The 22,732-nt window shown below is 65.9% G+C and carries 19 protein-coding genes; 8 read left to right on the top strand and 11 right to left on the bottom strand.

Annotated features, from left to right (window positions below; all coding sequences use genetic code 11):
- Positions 1-38 precede the first annotated feature (38 nt).
- Together L1787_RS17855 and L1787_RS17850 are read right to left on the bottom strand one after the other, a co-directional pair.
- The gene (locus L1787_RS17855; protein WP_235710458.1) at positions 39-1,271 is read right to left on the bottom strand and encodes a virulence-associated E family protein; all 1,233 of its coding nucleotides are present in this window, start codon (positions 1,269-1,271) and stop codon (positions 39-41) included.
- The gene (locus L1787_RS17850; RefSeq protein WP_235710457.1) at positions 1,268-1,801 is read right to left on the bottom strand and encodes a hypothetical protein; all 534 of its coding nucleotides are present in this window, start codon (positions 1,799-1,801) and stop codon (positions 1,268-1,270) included. Before L1787_RS17850 ends, L1787_RS17855 begins: the two co-directional genes overlap by 4 nt.
- Before the next feature lie 653 nt (positions 1,802-2,454).
- On the opposite strand from L1787_RS17850, the gene L1787_RS17840 reads away from it, so the two are divergent.
- Complete coding sequence (locus tag L1787_RS17840) at positions 2,455-3,657, top strand: tyrosine-type recombinase/integrase (RefSeq protein ID WP_235710453.1); 1,203 nt, start codon at positions 2,455-2,457, stop codon at positions 3,655-3,657.
- A gap of 446 nt (positions 3,658-4,103) precedes the next feature.
- Here the strand turns inward: L1787_RS17840 and L1787_RS17835 are convergent, their stop codons facing one another.
- Positions 4,104-5,216, bottom strand: coding sequence for a linear amide C-N hydrolase (locus tag L1787_RS17835; RefSeq protein ID WP_235710451.1), 1,113 nt, complete (start codon positions 5,214-5,216; stop codon positions 4,104-4,106).
- Positions 5,217-5,331: 115 nt separating this feature from the next.
- Complete coding sequence (locus L1787_RS17830; RefSeq protein ID WP_235710449.1) at positions 5,332-6,531, bottom strand: TIGR03032 family protein; 1,200 nt, start codon at positions 6,529-6,531, stop codon at positions 5,332-5,334.
- Between the two features lie 439 nt (positions 6,532-6,970).
- On the opposite strand from L1787_RS17830, the gene L1787_RS17825 reads away from it, so the two are divergent.
- Complete coding sequence (locus L1787_RS17825; RefSeq protein ID WP_235710447.1) at positions 6,971-9,274, top strand: mechanosensitive ion channel family protein; 2,304 nt, start codon at positions 6,971-6,973, stop codon at positions 9,272-9,274.
- Positions 9,275-9,315: 41 nt separating this feature from the next.
- Here L1787_RS17825 and L1787_RS17820 read toward each other — a convergent pair whose 3' ends face one another.
- Complete coding sequence (locus L1787_RS17820) at positions 9,316-10,083, bottom strand: IclR family transcriptional regulator (RefSeq protein ID WP_235710445.1); 768 nt, start codon at positions 10,081-10,083, stop codon at positions 9,316-9,318.
- A 118-nt stretch (positions 10,084-10,201) separates the two neighbouring features.
- Between L1787_RS17820 and L1787_RS17815 the strand changes: the two genes are divergently transcribed.
- From L1787_RS17815 to L1787_RS17795, 5 genes are read left to right on the top strand one after another with little or no spacing between them, the layout of a single operon-like run.
- Entirely contained in the window at positions 10,202-11,197 is a 996-nt protein-coding gene (locus L1787_RS17815) for a TRAP transporter substrate-binding protein (RefSeq protein ID WP_235710443.1), read from the top strand.
- Positions 11,198-11,204: 7 nt separating this feature from the next.
- Positions 11,205-11,690, top strand: coding sequence for a TRAP transporter small permease (locus tag L1787_RS17810; protein WP_235710441.1), 486 nt, complete (start codon positions 11,205-11,207; stop codon positions 11,688-11,690).
- Entirely contained in the window at positions 11,687-12,973 is a 1,287-nt protein-coding gene (locus L1787_RS17805) for a TRAP transporter large permease (RefSeq protein ID WP_235710439.1), read from the top strand. Before L1787_RS17810 ends, L1787_RS17805 begins: the two co-directional genes overlap by 4 nt.
- Positions 12,974-12,987: 14 nt before the next feature.
- Positions 12,988-14,172, top strand: a complete 1,185-nt coding sequence (locus L1787_RS17800) for an enolase C-terminal domain-like protein (protein WP_235710438.1) — start codon at positions 12,988-12,990, stop codon at positions 14,170-14,172.
- The gene (locus L1787_RS17795) at positions 14,169-14,924 is read left to right on the top strand and encodes an SDR family NAD(P)-dependent oxidoreductase (RefSeq protein WP_235710436.1); all 756 of its coding nucleotides are present in this window, start codon (positions 14,169-14,171) and stop codon (positions 14,922-14,924) included. The genes L1787_RS17800 and L1787_RS17795 overlap by 4 nt, the downstream gene beginning before the upstream one ends.
- A 96-nt stretch (positions 14,925-15,020) precedes the next feature.
- Here L1787_RS17795 and L1787_RS17790 read toward each other — a convergent pair whose 3' ends face one another.
- The 4 genes from L1787_RS17790 to L1787_RS17775 form a co-directional block, all read right to left on the bottom strand.
- Positions 15,021-16,187: an enolase C-terminal domain-like protein gene (locus tag L1787_RS17790; protein ID WP_235710434.1), complete on the bottom strand. Its 1,167-nt coding sequence runs from the start codon at positions 16,185-16,187 to the stop codon at positions 15,021-15,023.
- Between the two features lie 29 nt (positions 16,188-16,216).
- A complete protein-coding gene (locus L1787_RS17785; protein WP_235710432.1) occupies positions 16,217-17,494 on the bottom strand; it encodes a TRAP transporter large permease in 1,278 nt (425 codons plus the stop codon).
- A 1-nt stretch (position 17,495) separates the two neighbouring features.
- Positions 17,496-17,981, bottom strand: coding sequence for a TRAP transporter small permease (locus tag L1787_RS17780; protein WP_235710430.1), 486 nt, complete (start codon positions 17,979-17,981; stop codon positions 17,496-17,498).
- 143 nt (positions 17,982-18,124) lie between these two features.
- Entirely contained in the window at positions 18,125-19,123 is a 999-nt protein-coding gene (locus L1787_RS17775; protein WP_235710428.1) for a TRAP transporter substrate-binding protein, read from the bottom strand.
- Positions 19,124-19,274: 151 nt separating this feature from the next.
- Here L1787_RS17775 and L1787_RS17770 point away from each other — a divergent pair, with 151 nt between their 5' ends.
- Positions 19,275-20,231: an NAD(P)-dependent oxidoreductase gene (locus L1787_RS17770; RefSeq protein WP_235710426.1), complete on the top strand. Its 957-nt coding sequence runs from the start codon at positions 19,275-19,277 to the stop codon at positions 20,229-20,231.
- 3 nt (positions 20,232-20,234) lie between these two features.
- Here L1787_RS17770 and L1787_RS17765 read toward each other — a convergent pair whose 3' ends face one another.
- Both L1787_RS17765 and L1787_RS17760 read right to left on the bottom strand, forming a co-directional pair.
- Positions 20,235-21,206, bottom strand: coding sequence for a GntR family transcriptional regulator (locus L1787_RS17765; RefSeq protein ID WP_235710424.1), 972 nt, complete (start codon positions 21,204-21,206; stop codon positions 20,235-20,237).
- Positions 21,207-21,381: 175 nt separating this feature from the next.
- Positions 21,382-22,563: an MFS transporter gene (locus L1787_RS17760; protein ID WP_235710422.1), complete on the bottom strand. Its 1,182-nt coding sequence runs from the start codon at positions 22,561-22,563 to the stop codon at positions 21,382-21,384.
- Positions 22,564-22,732: the final 169 nt, after the last annotated feature.

Genomic DNA, 22,732 nt, shown 5'->3' with positions numbered 1-22,732 from the left:
GGGTCGTCCGTCGTCCGTACCCTCGGCAAGCGGGCGCATCAATCGCGCCCCCAAGGAATATTGCCGCGGCTGTCCTTGTTTCGTCGCGACCATCCGAGGCGCGTCATACACGCGATGATGCGATTCTGATCCGCACGCCCGATGCCCGCGGTCGACATTCCGAGGGCACCGATCGCCACCTGTTTGATGGTGATGAGGTCCTTATCGTCGAGCCACGCTCGAATCGATTCCTCCCACGCATCAGCTTCGAAACGGGCCTCTTGCTCACTCCGGATATGTTCGGCCTCGAACGCGGCATCCGGCCACCAACGCACGCCTGAACGGTACAGATGCACTGCCTCAGCGAAGAGTTGATCGCGATCACGTGAAAGAGCGTCGGTATCGATCGCCCCCACCTTGATCGGCCAGAACCGCCGACCACCCGACTCATCCCGCAAATAGGTCGTCCGGTTCGTCGTGCCGACGAACAGACACTGCCGAGGCTGGATTACCTCTTTCCGGCCATAGGTCGGCCTATAGCGCTCGGTGTCCCGCGTCACGAAGGCTTTGAGCGCCGCAGCCTCCGCACGGCTGGTGGCGGAAAGCTCAGCGATTTCGATCAGCCACCTCCCTGCCAAATGATGCGAAACGTCTTTCCCGGTGGTCACGTCCGGTAGACCGTCCGAAAACCATTTGCCTCCGAGGATCGAACAGGCGGTCGACTTTCGAGCGCCTTGCGGGCCCTCGAGGATCATCATGTAATCGCACTTGCAACCGGGTTCGAATATTCTTGCGACCATCGCGATTAGGAACATTCGCCCTATGCCAGCGGCATACGGATTCGCCTCTGCGTCTAGATAGCGAGCAAGCCAGCCATCGACGCGGGTGCGACCATCCCACACAAGCCGCGTCAGGTAATCGCGCACGGGATGGAAGGCGCACTCGTGTGCCCGCATATCCACCGCCTGGTGGACGGTATCTTTCGCGATGCGGCCGAGGCCCGAAAGTTGAAGGTATTCTTGCAGCCTGCCGACATCGACATCGGTGGCCGGTCGCGCCGCATCGAGCGGCGGTGAGCCAGGAACCGCAGAGCGAAGGATGGGCGCGTGCAACATCTCATCCCAGGCGACAATCTGTGACACTGAGGTGTCGGCGCGGAGAGCGATCATGACGTTCGCGAGGTCGCGTATCGGATCGCCCCGCTCGTCTTTGCGCAATTCCTCGTGCCAAGACGGCTGATTGGGCAGTCGCGGCGCAGGCATCGCCGCCCTGGCGGGCATGTGTACCGTCACGCAGCACCTCCATCAGAATGATCGAGACTCCACAGCGATTCCAGAACTCGAGCTGTGAGCAGAATTCGTTCGCGCTCGGCCAACACCGGGCTAACTCCTTTAGATCTGACGAGATCTTCGGCGAGCACACGGATCCGGCTTTTGGCCACCTCGACGCGATGCTCCGGCTTGTCGAACCCTGCTGCTCGAACAAGGTCGCCGACAACTCGGTGATTTCTTGCGAGGCCGATCGGAATCACCTCCGCCGTCGGTAGCGGCTCAGAGACCCGCCGGCGACGAGGCGCGCGCGGTCGCCGCGGCGCGGGCTGCGGCGGTGGATCCGCCACCGGCGCAAGCCCCTCGCGCCGTGCTCGCGCATCGGCCGCAATCCACAGCGGCAGCGTTCCATCCCCATGTGACATGTCCATAGTCTCACCCGCGAAGCAGTTTGCGCGTGAACGACGCGCGGTGTATTGTTCTCGAGCTTCAGAGACTTCGACGCCGCCTTCGACCCTCGTGGTCGGGGCGGCGTTTTCGTTCTGGCGCGCCATCAGCGCCTCCGGCGGCCGTTGGCCAACCCTATGACAAGACACGCTTCGTTCGCGGTTAGTTCCGGTGCCTGACGGGCGTAATGGACCAACAGACGGGATCGATTTGCCCTCGCCCCCGACCAACCGACCGTCTGTTCGAAACAATCTGATCTATGCAAATTCATAACGGTAGGTATACCGCTATTCATTACTGTCCATCCGAAAAAATCGGACCAAAGCTGACCTTTCAGCCACCCACCTACGGCCAATCTTCTTTGCGGGCAGGTGCCCATTTCGCACGTAGTGGAACGTCTGTCTTGGCGTACGTCCGATAAGGCGGGCGATGTTACCAACACCCCAAACCAGATCGAACTCATCGTCCTTCATCGACTTCATTGCGCCTTCCTCGTTACTACGAGGACATACCTGCCAAGAAAGAGTCATAGTCGCAACAGAGCGAGAACGTTATTCTCATAAAATCCGGGGCTCGTTCTATTTTTCGCTTTATTTTCAATGGATTGCGCTCGTGGACTTAGTGTCCGGTCCACAACTTGCTGGCCTCTTTTCGAACAGACCTCGACACTTCAGGTGCGCCGATTGATCAATGCAATGCCGACTTGTCCTTGTGTGACCATTGACGGACAAGGGGTGCACACGATCGCTTGAGAGCAATGATGAGCGTCCGCAAGAGAACCTGGAAATCACCGAACGGCGAGATCAAATCGAATTGGGTTGTGGATTACAGCGATGCGCAGGGCCGGAGGCGGCTCAAGACGTTCGCGAGGAAGCGGGACGCCGACGCGTTCCATGCCAGGGCCACGACCGAGGTCGGCGACGGTGTGCATGTGGCGGACCGGGCGACCGTCACAGTGCGCGAGGCAGGCAAGGGCTGGCTGACGAGCGCCATCAACGCCGGGCTGGAGCGCGCCACCGTCGCCCAGTATCGGCAGCATCTGGCGCTCCACATCGAGCCGTTCATCGGGGATCGCCGTTTGAATGAATTGACGGTGCCGCTGGTGCGATCCTTCCAGGATCAGCTCCGCGCGGCTGGCCGGTCGCCGACCATGGTGCGCCGGGTGACGGTGAGCCTCGGTGCCATCCTGGGCGACGCTCAGGCCCGCGGCCTGGTGATGCGGAACGTCGTCTCGGAGATGGCCCGGCAACGGACCATTGGCGCGCGCGTTCAGGAGCGCCAGAAAGCACGACTGGCCTATGGGACGGACATCCCCACCATGGAAGAGGTCCGCGCGATCCTCAGCGGTGCGGAAGGCCGCTATAGGCCCCTCATCGTCGTGGCCCTACTCACGGGCATGCGCGCCTCGGAGCTGCGCGGCCTCCGCTGGCAGGATGTTGACCTGGCCAAGAATTGCATAGCCGTCCACCAGCGGGCCGACCGCTATCAGTCCATTGGCGCGCCGAAGTCGAGCGCCGGCCGACGGACGATTCCGCTGCCGCCGCTCGCCGCGAACACCTTGCGAGAGTGGAAACTGGCGTGCCCGAAGGGCGAGCTCGGGCTCGTCTTCCCGAACGGCGCCGGCAACGTCGAGTCGCTCGGCAACATGACGCGGCGCGGCCTTTGGGCGACGCAGCTTGCCGCGGGGGTGGTGAAGGACACCGGCGAGAAGGACGAGGAGGGCAACCCGATCCTCGGCGCCAAGTACACCGGGTGGCACGCCTTCAGGCATTGGTTCGCGTCGTGGGCCATCAACAGACGTGTGGACGGCGGACTGGAGCTTTCGGCGAAGATGGTTCAGGAGCGGCTTGGCCACTCCTCGATCACGATGACGATGGATCGCTACGGTCACCTGTTCCCAGCATTGGACGAGGCCGATGCGCTCGCCGCGGCGGAAAAATCGCTTCTCGGCAACGCGACATGAGCGCGACATGAGCGAGTATAACGTGTTTTTCCATATGCTTTTCAGACACTTATAGGACGCAACACGAAGCATCATAATCCGCGTGTCGGGGGTTCGAGTCCCTCCTCCGCTACCACGGTAATCCTCAGCAAAATCTGGCAGGACTGAAGCAGCCCAAGGCACACTTGTGGCTGGGGCTTCGGCGCGAATGACGATCGCCGATCGGCTACCGAAGCCGTAGGCCCCGCGCGAACGGCGAGGCCTCCGCGATCGGCAGCCTGAGCGCCTATCCGCCGAACGATTTGACCACCGACGCGGCGTCGAGAGCCTGATCAAACCCGGGCTCGCCCTCGCGATGCATGATGACGGTAAACGAGAAGAAAGCGCGGCGATCTCTTGCGAGTGGCGCGCCGCGCGAGCGTTCCGGCCTCGCGAGCCGGAACGCGGGCTCGTTCGACCGCGCGGGTCTACTTCGCCGGCGCGAGCGGCTCGACGGACTCGTCTCCGCCAACCGGCCACACCTTGATGTCGGCTGCGTCCAGCGTTTCGGCCGAGAGGTCCACGTAACGGATCGCGCTGTTGTCGTAGGTCCGCACATAATAGCGCAGATTTTCGAGGTCGGACGCGGCGGTCCATTGCGTGTAATCGACCGTGATGTTGCCGTTGGCGTCCGGCTCCCCGTCCCGCGCGACACCCCGCGGGATGTCGAAATTGTTGAGGATGTGGAACGCCTCGAGCACCGCGTCGTCGCTCGTCTCGCTCTTGAGGACGCCGTATTGGAAGATCGCCGCGCGGACGAAACGCGACGGCGGCGTGAAATCGCCCGGAATGCCGAGAAGGCCCGTACCCTGGCCGAAACCGTCGACCTTCAAGGGGCCGAGCGTGTTCGGCTCGACGTTCTGAAGCGTCATGTTGACGTAATTGTTCAGATTGGTCATGTGCCAATCGAAGTTCGGCGAATTGGTGATCACGCCGATCGGGTTGTCATGGACGTTGAGCGTGCCGTCGACATACTCGATCACGAGCGCCGTGCCCGACGGCTCCATCACGATATAATGGAGGGGCGGCACCATCTTCCACGCCGGATACTCCGTCGCGGGGACGACGATCTCCTGAAGGCCCGCGCGCACCTCGTCGACCGTGGCGAAGTTCTCCAAGATGTAGGTGCCGAGCTCCCACGGCGCGACAGCCTTGCCCGCATCGCTCGCGGCATAATCCTGGTAACCGGCATAGCCTGGGAAATAGAAGGCGCCGACGGAAAGGCCCTTCTCGTTGAGCCCGTCGATGAGGACGTTCTCGTTGAGAATATTCATGCCGAGCGCGGCGTATTTGGTGGTCCAGGTCTTCCCCTCGGCGCCGTCCGGTGCCGTTGCGGTGCGGGCATAGCCGCGTGGAACCAGGATGACGTTCGACTGCGTGTCGATCCCGAACTCCATCGTCCGCGCCCGGATCACGGCCTCGTCCGCCGAGACGATGCGGATCCCGGTACACGCCATGGCCGGGACCGGACCGCACGCGATCGCCGCGGCGAGACCGGCCGACAGCAGACGCCGTGTCGCTGAATATTGCCTACGAGACATGTCATTCTCCCTTGAGTGATCTTCGTGTTTGTGTCGCGTTCATCGGGCAGCGCCCACCCGCGCCGGTGACGGCCGGTGCCGCGGCGTGCCCTCGTCTTTGATCTCGACGCGGGGATCAGCCCGGCGGATGCCAACCGCGCTCGGAGAGCGGCCGATCCGGCGCTTCGATCGTGATGAAGCTCGCAAGTTCCGGCCCGAAGGTCGGCAACGCCATCGGGCATTGGACCCCCGGCAGGAAGCGCACGTCGAACAACTCGCGCACCGCCCCTTCGAGGCGCAGCCATTCGACGATGTCGCCATTTTGCGTGTTGATGATCTGCACGCCGCACCAGGCCTCACCGCGGCGCGCCTCGAGCTCTTCCTGCAAAGCGAGACCGGAGAAGACACCTTCGTGCCGCGGCAGAGAGAGGCCGACCAGCGCGTGCCCGTCATGGAAGGACAGACCGCGCGAGAAGCCCGGACAGAACGCCACCCGTTCGCGCGTCCCGCTCTCCGGGTCGATCCGCGTCAGGTAGCCGTTGCCCGAATCGAGCACCCACACCGCCCCGCGATAGACCCGCGGCGAATGCGGCATCGACAGGCCCTCGGCGAGGATCGCGTCGGTCTCGACATCGACGACGACGCCCCCATCGCGCCGGTGATTGCGCCATCCGTCGACGACATCGGTCGTGGAAACGGAGGTCATGTAACGCGGCACGCCCTTGTCCATCGCGAGCCCGTTGAGATGGCAACGGTCTTCCGGCGCGAGGCGGGAGATGAACGGCGGACGCCAGACGGGCTTGAAGGAGTGCACCCCGCTGTCGGTCGCGAGGCACGAATATTTCGTGCTGACGAAGAGGAGCCGCCCGGCGCTGTCGATCCCGAGTTCGTGGGCGTCGAGATCGGCGACGGTCTGCCCCCGGCGCGGGACATAGAGCCGGTCGAAATGCTCGTTGGCGCGCTGATCGGGGCCGAGCGCGTTCTCGAACCGCCATATCTGCGCGAGCCCGGCGAGGAGCAGCGTCTGCTGGTCGCCAATGAGCCCCATCGCCCGCACGAAATTGCGCTGATGGAGGGATAACGCCCCGTCCGGCCGCACGCCGACCAGGAAGAGCTGGCCCGTCTGGTAGGAGGTGAAGGCGAGCGACGTGTTGTGGAGCTGCAGCCACTGTGCAAAGCCGCGCGAGCAGGTGACGTTCGTGAGCAGCGTCTGCGGCGTCGTCGCCGCGGCCACATCGGCGGGCGGCGGTACGGCCGCCTCGCGGGTCACCTCGCCCGGTGCTCCGGCAGCCGGATCGGTCTCGTTCGCGGCCTTGTTCTGGCTATCGGTCATCATGTCCTGATCGTGCGGGATCTATGGTGGTCTGGGCCGGGATCGGACGCTGCGGGGCCGAAATCCGAGCACCGCTTCTTTTGCCCCGCGGATCGCCGAGACTGCAAATGGGCATACCCTGGTCCCGACTGTGACGGGCGTACGCCGATCGCGGCGAATCAATGTTTCAACATCGGCAAGGGTAGCGGAAATGGGCGTCTTTGCCGACGTGGCGCGTCGCCGTCGATGCGAAAGGCGGTCCACGGTCTGGCGGATACGGGGGCCGCGACGGCGCGCCGTGACGAGGCTGAATTGAGGCGCACGGGTCTCACTTCAAGAATTTCAACGTCGCGAAAGGATCGCGATGTCCGATCTATCTGGACGCAATCGCCGAAAACGAGGCACGTCGCGGCACGAAATGGTTGGTGTCAGGCACGCCGCAGACGAAATTCAGGAGATGGGGATGACAGCAGCGCTCATGAGATGGCGGGCGGCCGCGTTACTCCTCGTCGTCGTCCTCCTCGCGCTGGGGGGATCGCCCACATGGGCGCAGACCGAGCCCTCCGCCCCGCCACCCTCGGCCACGACGAACGCCGAACCGGCGACGACGAGCAGCGCGGCCGCGCCACACGCCGGATCGGCGACAACCGCCCCCGTCGCGGCCGCCGAGCCGGCCACCACTGAGCCCGCGGCCGAACCGGGCGACAATCCCGAATCGTTGGAGACCGCCGCTGCGACCGCCGCGAGCGCCCTCGAAACCGCCATCGCCGTGCGCTTTGCGATCGTCGACACGCTGTCAGAACTGCCGGACACGCCGGACGCGATCGTCGATGCCGCCCGCGGTTCGGGACGCAGCGGAACGCTCCAATGGTTCGGCTGGACCGTGCCGCTCGCCGCGGTCGCGATCCTCGCGAGCGGGATCGTCTGCACGCTCCTGCGCCTCTGGGGCAACCGCGTGCTCGGCCGCCTCGAAGCGCGCGCGGAGACGGTGCCGGCCTTCCGTACCAGCTACGTCATGTTGCGCACGGCGCTGCGCTATCTCGCCGACCTCGCTTTCCTCGGCGTTGGCATCCTCGCGATCATCCTCATCGTGCCCTCGCCCGGCCCGGCCCGCATGACGACGATCGTCGTGCTCATCGCGCTGACGATGTATCTCTTGTTCCGGGACTTCTTCGTCAGTCTGTTTCTTCCCCGCAAGCCGGCCGCTCGCCTCCTCGCGCTCGACGATGCGACCGCCCGCCGGATGCAGCGCACGCTCCTCCTGATGACGGCGGTCTCCGTCGCGCTTCTCGGCTTCAGCATCTGGCTGAACGGGATCCATCTGCCGGAGAAGAACCACGATGTGGTTCGCATGATCTCCTCGCTGACCTCATCGGTGCTTCTCGGCCTCTATTTCGTGATCTACCGCGTCGAGATCGGCGGCCTGATCCGCGGCGCGCCCGATTATCCGACGAACGGCGTGCGCAAGTTCTTCGCCGCCACATGGCTCTTCCTGATCATCACCTATCTCGTGATCGCGAGCGCGCTCACGGTGACCAATATCGTTCTCTCGGAGGGGTTCCGCGCCGGGCCGGTTCTCGTGCCGATCGTCTCCGGCCTCGCCGGGCTGACGCTTTATGGCATCGCCGTCATCGTGCTCGCGCGGCGCTTCGCGGCACATCAGGCACGGCTCCTCAGCGAAACGACGATCGAGCCGGAGATCGACGAGGCGACGGGCGAGCCGAAGGCGCCGATCGCCGTCGTCGAGCCCGTCACCGTGTGGCGGATGCGCTGGCATGGCCTGTTTCAGAACCTCGCCGGGATCGGCTCCGTGGTGATCGCGGTGGTGACGATGTTCGTGATCTGGGGCCGGCTCGAAATCACCGACGAGGGGTCCGAGTGGCTCGGCCTCATCCTCTTCCTGCTCGGCGCCTATGCGTTCTACGCGTCTGTCAGAACGTGGATCGACGGGAAGCTCGAAGACGAACTTCCGGGCGGCGAAGGTGATCCCGAGGAGGGCATGGGGCCGGGTTCCTCACGCCTTGCGACGCTCCTGCCGCTCCTGCGCAATGTGGTGTTCGTCACCGTCGCCACCGTGTCGGGGATGGTGCTTCTCGCCGCGCTCGGCCTCAATGTGGGGCCGCTCTTCGCCAGCGCCGGCGTCATCGGCCTCGCCGTCGGCTTCGGCGCGCAGACGCTGATCCGCGATATGTTCTCCGGCGCCTTCTTCCTGATCGACGACGCGTTCCGGCGCGGCGAATATATCGATGTCGGGGGCGCGAAGGGCTCGGTCGAAAAGATTTCGCTGCGCTCCTTCCAGCTTCGCCACCACAACGGCCCGCTGCACACGATCCCGTTCGGCGCCATCAAGCAGCTCACCAACTATTCGCGCGACTGGGTGGTGATGAAGCTGCCGCTGCGCATCGTCTACGGCACCGATATCGAGCGGGTGCGCAAGCTCGTGAAGAAGCTCGGCCAGGAGCTGTCGGAGGATCCCGAGGTCGGCCCCCTCTTCCTCGCGCCGCTGAAGTCGCAGGGCGTCGTCGAGATGGACGATTCGGCGATGATCATGCGCGTGAAGTTCATGACCGAGCCCGGCAACCAGTTCATCGCGCGCCGCCATGTCCTTGCCCGGATCAGCGAGCTCTTCGACAAGGAGGGCATCCGCTTCGCCCACCGGGAGGTGACGGTGCGGATCGCCGATGCCGATCGCTATAGTCCCGAGATCGTCCAGGAGGCGGCCGCCGCCGGCGCGGCCCGTGCGGTCGAGGGGCAGACCCGCCTCTAGGGTACGCCGCAACCTGCGCGCCGCGAGACCGACCGGCGGGATCAGCCCTGCCGGACGGTGCGGTGTTGCCAATAGGGATCGCCGCTTAGCCGGCCGATCTCCCACGCCGCCTCCATCAGATCCTCTTCGAGCACGATCCGGTCGGCCGTCGCGATCGCCTCCGTCGCGAAGGAGAGCGCGAAGCCGAGATCGCGCCCCGTGCCGCTGCTGACTGCGACGCCGATCGCGGCGACGCGAAGCTTGCGGTCGTCCATCAGCGCGCAACCGCGTTCGCGGATGGCGACCAGCTCGTCGAGCATCTCCTGTCGGCTCGCATCGACATCTCGGTAGTCCAGCGTCAGATGATCGGGCACGATCTCCTCGAGCGTTTCCATCGGAAGGCGCGCGAGCAAGGCGCGGCCGACGGCGGTCGCGAACGCCGGGATGGTGTCGCCGGGCTCCATGATATAGCGCACCGGGTGCCAGCCTTCGTGGCGGCGCAGGACGACGAGTTCGAAACCGCGCAACACCGCGAGATAGGCGGTCGCCGGATATCGCTTCAACAGCTCCTGGCAGACCTCGTCCACCCGCTCCTGCACCGGCACGCGCACACGATAGAGATGGCCGAGCCGAAAGAGCTCCGGGCCGATCCGAAAGGCGCGCCCGCCCGCCTCCCGCTCCACCAATCCGGCCTCGGTCAGCTCCTTGAGGAGTCGGGACACGCTGCTTTTCGGCAGTGAGAGGACCTCGGCGAGGTCGGTGACACGCAGCTCGGTGCGATCGGCACTGAATTGGGCGAGGAGGCGTAGGGCGTTCTGTAAAGAGCTCATTGTTCCATATATAGCAACATCGTTTTTCTATACGGGACACACTTGTCGAGCGTCAACACATTGCGATAGCGTTGCGACCAATCGCCGAACCCGAAAACGGCGAATGGAGGAAACGACCATGCAGACATTCCGAACCGCCCGCCGGGGCGCGTTGGCGTTCGCCCTCGCCGCGACGGTCGCCACCGCGACCGGACTTCCCGCCGCGGCTCAGACCACGATCCGGGTCGCCCACCACGTGATGACCGATTCCGATCAGCATCGCGCCGCCCTGCGCTTCAAGGAGCTCGTCGAGGATTATTCGGACGGCGCGATCACCGTCGACGTGCTGCCGTCGGGCCAGATGGGCGGGCAGCGGGAGATCATCGAGTCGGTCTCGCTCGGCACGCTCGAGATGGGGTATGGCGAATCCGGCCTCTACTCGAACTACGCGCCGCAGTTCGGCATCCTCGCCCTTCCCTACCTCTACCGTGACCTCGACCACTTCGAGGCGGTGATGACCGGCCCCGTCGGCGAGACGCTCTCCGACATGCTGTCGGACGCCTATGGCATCCGCGTCGTCAACTGGATCAATGGCGGCTATCGCCACACCTTCCTGCGGACGAAGCCGATCGAGACGCCGGACGATTTCGCCGGGGTGAAGATCCGCGTGCCGGAAAGCCTCGTCTTCGTGAAGACGTTCACGACGCTCGGTGCGAACCCGACGCCGATCCCCGCGCCTGAGATCTATACGTCGATGCAGACCGGCGTCGTCGACGCGATGGAAGGCAGCCCCGAGACCGGCTTCACCTATAAGATCTTCGAGGTGGCGGATTATCTGTCGCTGACCAAGCACATCCTTCTCGACGGCTCGTTCGTCATCAACCAGGCCTTCCTCGACGGCCTCTCCGAGGCCGACCGCGAGGCGGTGTTGCGGGCGGCGAAGGAAGCGGGCGACGAGCAGCGCGCGCAGTGGACCGAGCGCAACCAGTCCTGGCTCGACAAGCTCGCCGAGGTCGGCCTCACCATCAACGACGTCGACACCGCGCCCTTCCAGGAAAAGCTCGCCCCCTTCCAGGACGAGTTCGCAGCGAGCGCCGGCGCCACCGAGCTCCTCGAAGAGATCCGCGCGCAGTAAGCCCCCAATGACCCGCATCGCCAGCGCCGTTGCGACCGTGCTCGGCGCCGTGGTCGTCGCCCTTTTCACGACGCTCATGGCGCTGACGCTGTTGCAAGTCCTCAACCGCTATCTCATCGGAGCCCAGCTCTTCTGGACCGAAGAGGTGATCCGCCTGCTGCTCGTCTGGGTGGTGCTCCTCGCGACCCCCGTCGCGCTCTACCGGCGGCAGGAGATCAAGGTCGATCTTCTGCGGCTGCCGCCGGCGATGGAGCGCGTCAAGATCATCCTCGCCGTCGCCGCGTCGGTCGTCTTCTGCGCGATCCTCGCCCGCACCGGCTACGCGTTCACCATGCGCGCGGTGAACGGCATGTCGATCACGCTCGGCATCTCGCGCGCCTGGTTCTACCTCCCCCTCCCGCTCGGGGCGGCACTGTCGGTCCTCGCCCTTCTCGTGCGTCCCGCCGAGGATCCCGCGAGCGAGGCGAACGCTGCCCGTCTGGACACGCTATGACCCTCGTCCTCCTGATGTTCGCGGCCTTCGCCGTCCTCCTTCTGATGGGCGTGCCGATCGCCTTCGCGATGGGGCTGTCGGCGGTTCTGGCGCTCGGCGTCGAGGGGACGGTGCCGCTTCTCGTTTTGCCGCAGCGCTTCTATTCCTCGCTCGATTCCTTCTCGCTGCTGGCGATCCCGCTCTACATCTTCGCCGGCGAGATCATGAATGTCGGCGGGGTGACGGCGGCGATCGTGCGCTTCGCCCGCTCCCTCGTCGGCCATATTCGTGGCGGCCTCGGCCAGGTGAACATCCTCACCTCGATCATCTTCGCCGGCATCTCCGGCTCGGCCGCAGCCGATTGCGCGGCAGTCGGCTCGATGATGCTCCCCGCGATGAAGCGGGAGGGCTACAAGCCGGAATGGTCGGTCGTCATCACCACCGCCTCCTCGATCCTCGGCCCGATCATTCCGCCGTCGATCCTCATGGTGCTCTACGGCGCGATGACGGGGCTCTCGATCGGCACGCTCTTCCTCGCCGGCATCCTGCCGGGCCTCTTCATGGCGTTCGTGATGATGGTGCTCGTCTACATCAAGGCGGACACGATCGGCGCGCCGCGTCAGGCGCGGGCGCCGGCCTCGGAGGTGGTCGCCTCGTTCGGCGCGGCCGCCCCGGCGCTCCTGATGCCGATCCTCATCGTCGGCGGCATCCTGTCGGGCATGTTCACGCCGACGGAAGCGGGCATCGTCGCCGTCGCCTACGGGCTCCTTTATGGCGCGCTGGCGCGCCGTCTCTCGCTGCGCGGCACCTATGAGTTCGCCCTCTCCACCGCGCTCTCGACGGCAAGCATCCTCATCATTCTCGGCGGAGCGGCGCTGTTTTCGTGGATCATCGCGCGGGCCGGTGTGCCGGCGGCCATCGCGACATGGCTGTCGGAGGTCACCTCGAACGGGACGATCGTCCTCGCGCTGATCGTCATCCTCCTCCTGATCATCGGCATGTTCATCGAGACGATCTCCGCCCTCATCCTCGTCGTCCCGGTGCTGACCCCGATCGCGGCGAATTTCGGCTTCGATCCGATCCACTTCTCCGTCGTCACGGTGATCGCCGTGTTGATCGGGGCGCTGACACCGCCCGTCGCGGTTCTGCTGCTTCTCACCTGCAAGATCGGGGGCGTCGAATATTCGCGCACGATGCGCCCGCTCGTCCCCTTCCTTCTCACCCTCTTCGCCGGGCTCGTCGCGATCATGTACGTGCCCACCCTCACCCTCGCCTTGCCGCGCCTCTTCGGTTACGGCGGCTGATCCAGGAACGACACGTGAGCACGATCAACGAAGTCGAAGTCATCCCCTTCACCTTCACGGTCCGCGACCTCGATCTCGGCGGACACCGCGCGATGGGTGTCTCCAATCTGCGCTACCACAAGGGCGCGTCGCTGACGGTGATGCGCTACGCGATCCGCGTTGCGACCGACGACGGGCACGAGGGCTTTTATGCCACCCATTGGGTCGGCACCGAAGCGGCCCTCGGCCAGACGCTGATGCTGGCCCCGCACCTTCTCGGCCGCGACCCGGAGCACCGCGAAAGCATCTATGACGACCTGAAGCGCGAGGTCCGCGCCTATGACGGGATGGGGCACGGCCCGCTCGATATCGCGCTGTGGGATCTCGTCGGCCGCAAATACGGCATGAGCGTCGCGACCATGCTCGGCGGCTACCGCACGAGCCTGCCGACCTACGCCTCCACCCATCACGGGCAGGAAACGCCGGGCGGGCTCGATTCCATCGAGGCCTTCGCCGACTATGCGGTCGCCTGCAAGGAGCAGGGCTTCGGCGGCTTCAAGATCCATGGCTGGCACGATGGCGACAAGCGGCGCGAGGCGGCGGTCGTCCTTGCCGTGCGCGAGGCGGTCGGGGAGAGCATGGAGGTGATGGTCGATCCGGGTTGCGAATTGCGGACCTGGGCCGATGCGCTCTATGTCGGCCGCGCCTGCGACGAAGCCGAATGCCTCTGGTACGAGGATCCTTATCGCGACTCCTCGGTGTCGGTGCACGGCCAGCTCATGCTGCGCGAGAAGCTCAAGACGCCGCTTCTCGTCTCCGAGCATATTCGCGGGCCGGAGCAGAAAGCCGCCTTCGCCCTCGCGGGCGGCTGCGACATGATCCATACTGATCCCGAATATGACGGCGGGATCACCGGCCTCATGAAGATCGCCCACATGGCCGAATCGATCGGCATGGATATTCAGGTCCACGCCTGCGGGCCTGCCCATCGGGCCTGCATCGCGGCCGTGCGCAACACCCACTTCTACGAGCTGGCGCTGATCGGCCCCGGCATGGCGAACCTCGTCCCGCCTTATACGTGCGGCTATAGCGACCAGCCGGAGGGCCTCGATGCGGACGGGCGGATGCCGGTGCCGACCGGGCCCGGCCTCGGCGTCAGCTATGACTGGGACTATATCCGTGCGAACGCCACGTCCGCCGCGCGGACGTTCCGGCTGTGAGCCGGGCGCTCATCGTCGGCGGCGGCACGGGCCTCGGCCTTGCCGCCGCAAAGGCGCTCGCGGCGGAGGGCCGGGTCTATCTCACCGGCCGCCGGGAGGCGCCGCTTCGGGACGCGGCCGAGGCCATCGGTCCGGCCTCAGCCGGCTACCGCGCCGCCGATGGCACGCTCGAGGCCGACGTCACGGCGACCGTCGAGGCGGCGGCCGCCGCGCTCGGCGGTATCGACACCTTGGTCGTGAGCTCCGGCGCGACGGCGGTCGGCTCGATCGTCGACGCGAGCCTTGACGACATGCGGCACGTCCTCGACGCCAACATCCTGCCGCTCTTTCTCTATGGGCGCGCGGTCGTCCCCCACATGACGGACGGCGGCGCGATCATCGCCATCGCTTCCATCGCCGGGAGCGTGCCGCACGCCGAGCGCGTTGCGTATTGCACCTCGAAGGCGGCGGCGATCGGCATGGTTCGCCAGATGGCGCTCGACCTCGCCCCGCGCCGCATTCGCGTCAACGCGGTGAGCCCGAGCCTCGTTCTGACGGAGCTGTCGATCGGCGCGATCAACGCTTCGGCGGACCCGGAGCGCACCCTCGCCGAACGGCGCGGCCGCCACCCCATCGGCCGCCTCGGCAACGCGGAAGAGATCGGCGCGATGGTCGCGACCCTTGCCGGGCCGCAGGGCGGTTGGATCACCGGGCAGGACATCCAGCTCGATGGCGGCCTGTCGCTGCGCGCCGCCGCGTCCCCGCCGGGCTGATCGGGGTCGCCCTCTCGCCGCGCGAGACGCCGGCCGCCACCATGGCGGCCGAGCGGTTGGCCGCCCCGTCGCGTTCGTGCGCGACGGGGCGCATCGTCATTTAAAGACGCGGCGGTTCACGGTGTTGGCGTTGATATAATCCCAATCATAGGTGACGCCGAGACCCGGCCCGGTCGGCACCGTCACGCAGCCGTCCGCCTCGACGCAATCGAGCTGATCGGTGTAGCCGCAGGTGTAGACCGGGGCGATCATGTTCGGCACGTCCGGCCCGACGAGCGCGACCTCATAAAAGTTCGAGTTGCGCATCGCCGACATTAGATGCCGGTGCGCGGGCCCGGCCGCGTGCACCTCCACATCGAGCCCGAACGCCTCGCCGAGATGCGCCGTCTTCAACGCGCCGGTGATGCCGAGATCATACTCCGGATCGACGCGCACAAAGTCGGTTCCCTCGGCGTGGATCACGTCGGCTTTCGGCTCAAGGCCACGAATATATTCGGTGATGAGGATCGGCGTGCGGATCATCTCGCGCAGCTTCTTGTGCGCGTAGGCCGACCGCCCGGAATCGCGGAAGGGATCCTCGTACCAGAAATAATTGCCTTCATCGCACGCCCGGCCGACATAGAGCGCGTCGGCGAAGGTGCGAAGCTGGTTCGCCGGGTCGAGCATCAGCGTCATCCGATCGCCGACGGCTTTGGCGACGTGGATGACATTCTCCGCCTCCCGCTTCGCATCGCCCTCGTTCCAGCCGTGGATTTTGAAGGCCCGGTAGCCGAGCGCGTAACATTCCTCGGCGAAGGCGGCGTACGCCTCTTTGGAATCGAGCCCGCCATTATCGTCGCCGAGATAGGTGGAAGCGTAGGCCGGCAGACGCTTGCGATAACCGCCGATCAACTCGGAGATCGGCGCGCCGTATTTCTTGCCCGCCATGTCCCAGAGCGCGATGTCGAGCGGGCCCTGCCCCATGCCCGACCATTGGCGGATCTCGCGCTTCAGATCGTCGTGGATGCCCTCCCGCTCCATCGGATCGCGGCCGATGAGGAAGGGGCAGAGCATGTCCATCTCGCCGCGTGTCGCCGCCGTTCCGCACCAGTTGGTCACGTATTCGCCGACGAGGCCGTCATCGGTGCGGATCGCGATCGCCTGACGCACGGCACGCGTCACCGCCCCTTTCTTGAAGCCGACGAGCTGGCCGGCCCCGACCTGCCCGAGATTGGGCACGTCGAAACCGAAGTCGACGATCTCGATTTCTGTGATCTTGCTCATGGACGCTCTCTATTCGGGCGCGCGGCCCATCAGTTCAGGACGACAGACGGCAGCCACAACGAGATGGCCGGCACGTAGGTCACCAGGGCGAGGAGGAGGAGGAAGGCGATGTAGAAGGGGATCGACGCCCGCTGAAAATCGAGCGTCGAGACCTTGCCGATGGCGCAGGTGGTGAACATCAAGATGCCGAACGGCGGCGTGATGGTGCCGAGGAGAAGGTTCGCGGTGACGATCACGCCGAAATGGATCGGATCGACGCCGATCGCATGCATCAGCGGCAAGAGCACCGGGACGACGATCAGGAGAACCGCCGTCGATTCCATCACCATGCCGAGAAGCAGCAGCACGATGTTGACGAGAAGGAGGATCAACAGCGGATCGGACGAGATCACCGTCGCCGCCTCGAGGATCGATTGCGGCACCCGCTCGGCGGTGAGGATCCAGCCGAACGGATAGGACGCGGCGACGACGAACATCACCGAGACCGCCGTGACGACCGTCTCCTTGAGCGCGCCGATAAGCCCGTCCCACGTGAGGCCGCGATAGATCACCACCCCCACCACCAGCGCGTAGGCGACCGCGATCGCCGCCGCCTCGGTCGCCGTGAAGGCGCCGATGATGATGCCGCCGAGCACCACGACCGGCATCAGCATCGCCCAGATCGCCGCCATGAAGGCGCGGACGACCTCCTGACGCGTCGGCTTTTCCTCCATGACGCCGAACGTCTTGCGCTTGGCGATGATGAAGATCGTGACGACCATGAAGAGGCCGACGCACACGCCGGGGATCGCGCCTGCGATGAAGAGGCGATTGACCGACACGCTCGCGAGCCAGCCATAGACGATGAACATGATGGACGGCGGAATGAGCGGCCCCATCGTCGCCGAGAAGGCGCAGATCGCGGCGGCGAACGGGCGCGGATAGCCGCGCCGCTCCATCTCGTCGATCGAGACGCGGGCGAGCGCCGCCGCATCGGCGATCGCCGCGCCCGAGGTGCCGGCCATCAGCATCCCGACCGCGACGACCACATGGCCGAGCCCGCCCGGCACGCGGCCGAGCACCACCGACGCGAAGCGGAAGAGCCGTTCGGTCATCCCCGTCCGGTTCATCAGATTGCCGGCGAGGATGAAGAGCGGGATCGCGAGCAGCGGAAAGGACTGCGTCGTCGCCACGACGCGCGCCGCCGCGATGTCGAGCGGCATTCCGACTTGCCAGAAATAGATCATCGACACCGCGAGCAGCGCGAAGGCAAGCCGGATGCGGATCAGGATGAGAAGTACGAAAAGGGCGAGGATCAGGCCGAACACGTCAGATCCCCTCTTCGGGGTGCGGGTCCGAGACCGGCCCGAGAGCGGCCTTCACCGCGTGGATGACGAGGTGGATCGTGACGAGCGCGAAGCCGACGGGGGCGGCCGCATTGTAGACGGCGCTCGAGACGCGGAAGATCGGCGTCACCATCGGATAGGCGCCGATGGTGTAACGCAGCGAGATCCACGCCATCAGTCCGCAGACGATGGCGCCGACGACGGCCGAGAAGGCTTCAGAGAGACGGTCGAAAGCGGAGCCCGGTCGGGGCGCGACGAGGTCGATCAGAATGTGCACATTCTCGCGCGCACAGATCGCGGCCCCCAGAAAGAGGAGCCAGGCGAACGCGATGAGGCTCGCCTCTTCCGTCCACGAGAGCGGACTGTTGAAGATATAGCGGAACACGACGCTCGTCACGATGAGGACGGTGAAGAGGACGAGCGCCGCGATGGCGCACGCATCCTCGATGCGGGCAATGACGCGCCACATGGGGACGCCTCCCAGATTGATCGGCTGCGGACGGTCGGAGCCCGGCGGGCGGGCTCTTGGCGGGTTCGATCGCGACCGGCGCGCGCCGGCCTTTGTCGGCCCGAGCGCGCGGCCATGACCCGGCCGGGCGCTCGGGTGGATCGTCAGTTCGGGTTTGCCTCGGCGATGGCGTCCTGGAGGCGGTCGTAAAGACCCTCGGTCCAGGAATCGGCGAGCGTCGTGTAGATGGATTGGGTCGCCTCCCGGAACGCCTCCCGGTCGACATCCTCCACGATCGTGCCGCCCGCCGCCTCGATCTGGGCGACCAGATCGCGCTCCGCCTGCATTTGCAATTCGGTGTTGTATTGGCCGGCCGCGACGATCTCCTCCTCGACGATCGTCTTCAGATCGTCGGGCAGCGACTGGAACCACATTTCGTTGGCGATGATGACGTTGGTCTGCAAAATGTGGTTCGTCATCGAGATGTACGGATTCACCTCATAGAACCGCTGGGACCAGATCGCTGGGATCGGATTTTCCTGACCGTCGACGACGCCTTGTTGCAAGGCGGAATAGATTTCCTGGAAGTTGATCGTCGTCGGATTGGCGCCGAGCGCGCGGAACATCTCGACGAAGACCGGAATGTTGGGCGATCGCATTTTGAGGCCCTGAAGGTCGGCGGGGGTGCGGATCGGCTTGTCCGCCGTCATCTCGCGCCAGCCCCAATACCAGAGCGGATCGAGGACGCGAATGCCCGACTGGGTCCGCAGCTCCTCGAACAAGGTCTCGCCGAAGGGGCCGTTGAGCACCGATTGCGCGGTCTCCCAATCCTTCCAGAGGAAGGGGCCGTTGAGGATCAGGAAATCGGGCAGAAGATTGCCGATCGCGCCCGGACTCATGAAGGCGAGCTGGATGCCGCCGATGCGCACATTCTGCATCGCGTCGGGCTCGCCGCCGAGCTGCTCGGACGGATAGACGTTGACCTCGATGCGTCCTTCGCTGCGCGTCTCCACCGCTTCGGCGAAGCGCTCGGCGGCAAGGGCGGCGGGCTGGTCCGGCGCGGGGCTGACGTGAAAGCGAATGGTGTAGTCGGCCGCGTGGGCGCTCGTCACAAGCATCGCGGCGCCGGCAACGAGACCGGCGAGCGGACGGATCCGCAGCATGTTTCCTCTCCTTCCGGTCCTTTTCTTCTTCACCGGCAAAGTAGATCTTCGCGGGCGATGGCGGCTGATACCGCGCCGGACCTTTTATGGTTTCGGAGCGTATGATAAGTGCGCTTTACACGCAATATGCATTTCTAGGGACGAGATCACGATGACCCGCCGCCTTCTCCTCGGAGCCGCCTGGCCCCCGGCCCTCGTCGACCGCCTGCGCACGCTTCTCGGCGGGTGGGACATCCTCTTGTGGTCGGAGGCGAGCGAGGCCGAGCGCAAGACGGCGGACGCCGTGGTTCCGGCGGCGGCGAAGGTCGATCGCGCGCTCCTCGAAGGATCGTCGATCCGCCTCGTCCACCAGTTCGGCGTCGGGCTCGACACGGTGGATCTTGCGGCGGCGAAAGACCTCGGCGTCATGGTGGCGAACGCGCCGTCGAACCTGTCGGGCGGTGCGGCGGCGGTCGCCGAGGGTGCGGTGCTCCTCGTCCTGATGTGCGCACGCTTGCGGCCCCAGCAGGCGCGCTTCATCGCCGAGCAGCGGTGGAATTGGCAGGTTCCGCTGAACCAGGGCCTTGCCGGACGCACGGTCGGCCTCGTCGGGTTCGGCAATATCGGGCGGGAGATCGCCCAGCGCCTCAAAGCCTTCGACATGACGGTGCACGCCGTGCGCCGCTCCGGCGATCCCGACGGCGAGGCGGCGGCGCTCGGTCTCGCCTCGCTCGGCACGATGGACGATCTCAACGAGATGCTTGCGGTGAGCGATGTCGTGGTGATCTGCGCGCCGCTGAACGCTGGAACGCGCAACCTCTTCGACGCCAGGGCACTCGCCCGGATGAAGCCGGAGGCGAGCCTCGTCAATGTCGGCCGCGGCGGGATCGTCGACGAGGCGGCCTTGGTCGCGGCGCTCGATGCGGGCACCCTCCACGCCGCCGGTCTCGACACGGTCGCGGCCGAGCCCTTGCCGCTCGACTCCCCGCTCCTCTCCCACGATCGCATCGTCGTCACACCGCATGACGCGGGCGTCTCCGACGTGGCGTTCGACGGGATCGCGGCGATCCTCAAGGAGAATTTGCGGCGGATGGAGGCCGGCGAAGACCTCCTCCATCGCGCGGCCTGAGCTTCAGCTTTTGCGCACCATGTAAGCGGGCGGCTCGAAGTCCGGGTGCGGCACCTTGAGCGTGTGCTGGATGATCTCGCGCGCTGACTTCAAATGCGCCGCGAGGGCCTCCGCCGCCCCCGCGACGTCGCCGTCGGCGAGCGGGCGCAGCACGGCGAAATGCTCCGTCGCGGTGTTGTGGAGGACGCCGCGAGCTTTCTTGTCCTTGAGGGAAAAGTTCGTCGCCATCAGCGGGAGCTGACTGCGCCGTATCGCCTCCGCCATCTGCCGGCTCGGCGCATGGAGGACGATGGTGCGGTGAAGGTCGGCCTCCATCTGGTCGAGCATCTCGACCGTGATGGCGCCGGGTTCGGCGAGCGCCGCCTCCGCGTTCCGCACCGCCTGGCGAAGGACGGCATCGGGCAGCGTCGCGGCCGACTGGACGAGCGCGGACGGCTCCAGGATCCAGCGCATCTCATAATGTTCATCGATATCGCGCTCGGTGAGTTGGCCCGCATACCATCGCGCGCCCTGCTGGCGGATGAGGCCGAGACGCTCGAGCCGCACCAGCGTCTCATGCGCGAGCGTCCGGCTGACGCCCTTGTGCGCGGCGAACTGGGACACGTTGATCGCGAAGCGGCCGAAGGGAAGACAGGCCGCAATCTCCTGCTCGGTCTGCGAATAGGTCCGGGATCGCCAATTGCGCTGGCTCACGGAGCGGCGCGTGCGCGCCGGAAGGCGCAGGCCCGCGGCCGCGAGATCCTCGCGAAACGGAACGCCCGCCCGTCCGACAGCGACGCCCCGCCCCTCCGTCGGCCGGACGAGTTCGGCCTCGAGAAGGCCCTGCAACGCCTCCGTCACGGGCGTGCGCGACAGGTCGAAAAAGCGCGCGAGCGGGGCCGCTTCGAGAATGAGGCCGGCCGGCAACGTCCCGTCCTCGATCTGCTCGCGCAGCGTGACATAGACGAGCTCCGATAGCCGCGGGCGATGGTTCACGATCTCGCTCAGAAGTGGCTCCCTTGGCATGGCGACAGACGCCATCATGCGCCCTTGTCGCCATCTTAGGTAAGGATCGGCCGGCCGGCGATCGAGACGTGGCCTAACCGGAAACGGGTGCACGATTTCTGAACGGGCCGCCGGTGCGCCGTTTCGCGCGGCGGACGCGCTTCGTTCATCCGATGGCCGGCGCCGTCGGCCTTACCCGGAAGGCGAGCAGCGATGCCGCCCCGGCGACGAGGCCGAGAACGAGAAAGGTCGTGTCGAGGCTGGTCGCGGCGGTGAGCCAACCGGCCAGCAGATAGACGACGAGAAGCGCCGCATTCTGGAGGGCGAGCCCCGCGCCGAAGGCGACCTGGAGGCTGGCCGCGCCGACATTGCGGCCGATCGCGAACGCCGCCGGGGTGTGGATCAGCATCACGCCCGCGCCGATCATGATCCAGAGGACGATGAAGGCCGGATAGCTGGCGGCGACGATCCCGCCGAAGAGCCCGAGCGCGACGAGCGCGGCGCCCGTCATCATCAGCGCTCGTTCGCCGTGCCGGCGCGCGAGCCACACCCAAAGGAGCGCGCCGACGACGGCGCCGCTGCCGAACCCGGCGAACGCGACCGCCGTCGCCCGCGCGCCGAGGCCGAGGACGCCCTGAACGATCACCGGCGTCGTCGTCATCACCATCGCCGTGCCGGCGGCCATGACGAAAGCGAGATAAGGCAGCGCGCGAAAGCGCGGCTCGGTGACGAGGAGGCGGATCCCCGCAAGGCTCCGCGACACCGGCGATGCGGTCTTCGCGTGCGACAGATCGGGAAGCCCGGCCGACGAGATCCGAGCTGCCGAGATCGCGAAAGCCGCCATCGTCAGAACGAGGACGCCGCCGAGGGGAAGGAGCAGGAGGAGCCCGGCGGCGAGGAGCGGACTGGCCGCACTTTCGAGCTCGTCGACGATCTGGCTCTTCGAGAGCGCCCGCGCATAGTCCCCCTCCGCCGGCAGGAGATAGGCGACATATTCGTGATAGGTCAACTTGAAGGCGGCCGAGGCGGCGAGGAATACCGCGACGAGCACGACAAGAAGCCATTCGCTCGCCACGAAGGCGAGTCCAAGGACGGCAAGCCCCCGCAGGACGTCGATCAGCACCAGCAGGCGACCGCGCGAAAAGCGCTCGACCACCGCCGCGACGAGTGGCGGCGCCACGATGGAGGCAAGGGCTTTGATGGCGAGGGCCGTTCCGAGAAGCGCGCTCGCGTCCCGCCCCGCAATGTCGAAGGCGAGGATCGAGAAGGCGACCGTCGTCACCCCCGTTGCGACGAGGGTGAGGAGCTTCGACTGGAAGAGCCTCGCATAGCCTCTGCTCGCCGCCATCGCCCCGACGTTCCCCGGCAAGATCGCCCGACATCGCCATCAGAGCGACACAGGTCAGCTATTAGTGCAATGCGAGCAGGACGATGCCGTCATGCACAATTCGCATAACGACCAATTGCCCGCGATTCCTCTATGCATCGCCTGTCATCGCAGCCGCGTTTTCGCGGTG

It is taken from the genome of Acuticoccus kalidii (genome assembly GCF_021556395.1).
In the GTDB taxonomy this organism is placed as follows: domain Bacteria; phylum Pseudomonadota; class Alphaproteobacteria; order Rhizobiales; family Amorphaceae; genus Acuticoccus; species Acuticoccus kalidii.
Note: the sequence above shows the minus strand (reverse complement) of the source record. Positions and strands in the feature narration are given on the sequence as shown.

Coding starts and splice junctions, on each gene's coding strand:
- L1787_RS17850 (WP_235710457.1), bottom strand. CDS start 1,801: ATGGCGCGCCAGAACGAAAACGCCGCCCCGACCACGAGGGTCGAAGGC.
- L1787_RS17840 (WP_235710453.1), top strand. CDS start 2,455: ATGAGCGTCCGCAAGAGAACCTGGAAATCACCGAACGGCGAGATCAAA.
- L1787_RS17835 (WP_235710451.1), bottom strand. CDS start 5,216: ATGTCTCGTAGGCAATATTCAGCGACACGGCGTCTGCTGTCGGCCGGT.
- L1787_RS17830 (WP_235710449.1), bottom strand. CDS start 6,531: ATGATGACCGATAGCCAGAACAAGGCCGCGAACGAGACCGATCCGGCT.
- L1787_RS17825 (WP_235710447.1), top strand. CDS start 6,971: ATGACAGCAGCGCTCATGAGATGGCGGGCGGCCGCGTTACTCCTCGTC.
- L1787_RS17820 (WP_235710445.1), bottom strand. CDS start 10,083: ATGAGCTCTTTACAGAACGCCCTACGCCTCCTCGCCCAATTCAGTGCC.
- L1787_RS17815 (WP_235710443.1), top strand. CDS start 10,202: ATGCAGACATTCCGAACCGCCCGCCGGGGCGCGTTGGCGTTCGCCCTC.
- L1787_RS17810 (WP_235710441.1), top strand. CDS start 11,205: ATGACCCGCATCGCCAGCGCCGTTGCGACCGTGCTCGGCGCCGTGGTC.
- L1787_RS17805 (WP_235710439.1), top strand. CDS start 11,687: ATGACCCTCGTCCTCCTGATGTTCGCGGCCTTCGCCGTCCTCCTTCTG.
- L1787_RS17790 (WP_235710434.1), bottom strand. CDS start 16,187: ATGAGCAAGATCACAGAAATCGAGATCGTCGACTTCGGTTTCGACGTG.
- L1787_RS17780 (WP_235710430.1), bottom strand. CDS start 17,981: ATGTGGCGCGTCATTGCCCGCATCGAGGATGCGTGCGCCATCGCGGCG.
- L1787_RS17775 (WP_235710428.1), bottom strand. CDS start 19,123: ATGCTGCGGATCCGTCCGCTCGCCGGTCTCGTTGCCGGCGCCGCGATG.
- L1787_RS17770 (WP_235710426.1), top strand. CDS start 19,275: ATGACCCGCCGCCTTCTCCTCGGAGCCGCCTGGCCCCCGGCCCTCGTC.
- L1787_RS17760 (WP_235710422.1), bottom strand. CDS start 22,563: ATGGCGGCGAGCAGAGGCTATGCGAGGCTCTTCCAGTCGAAGCTCCTC.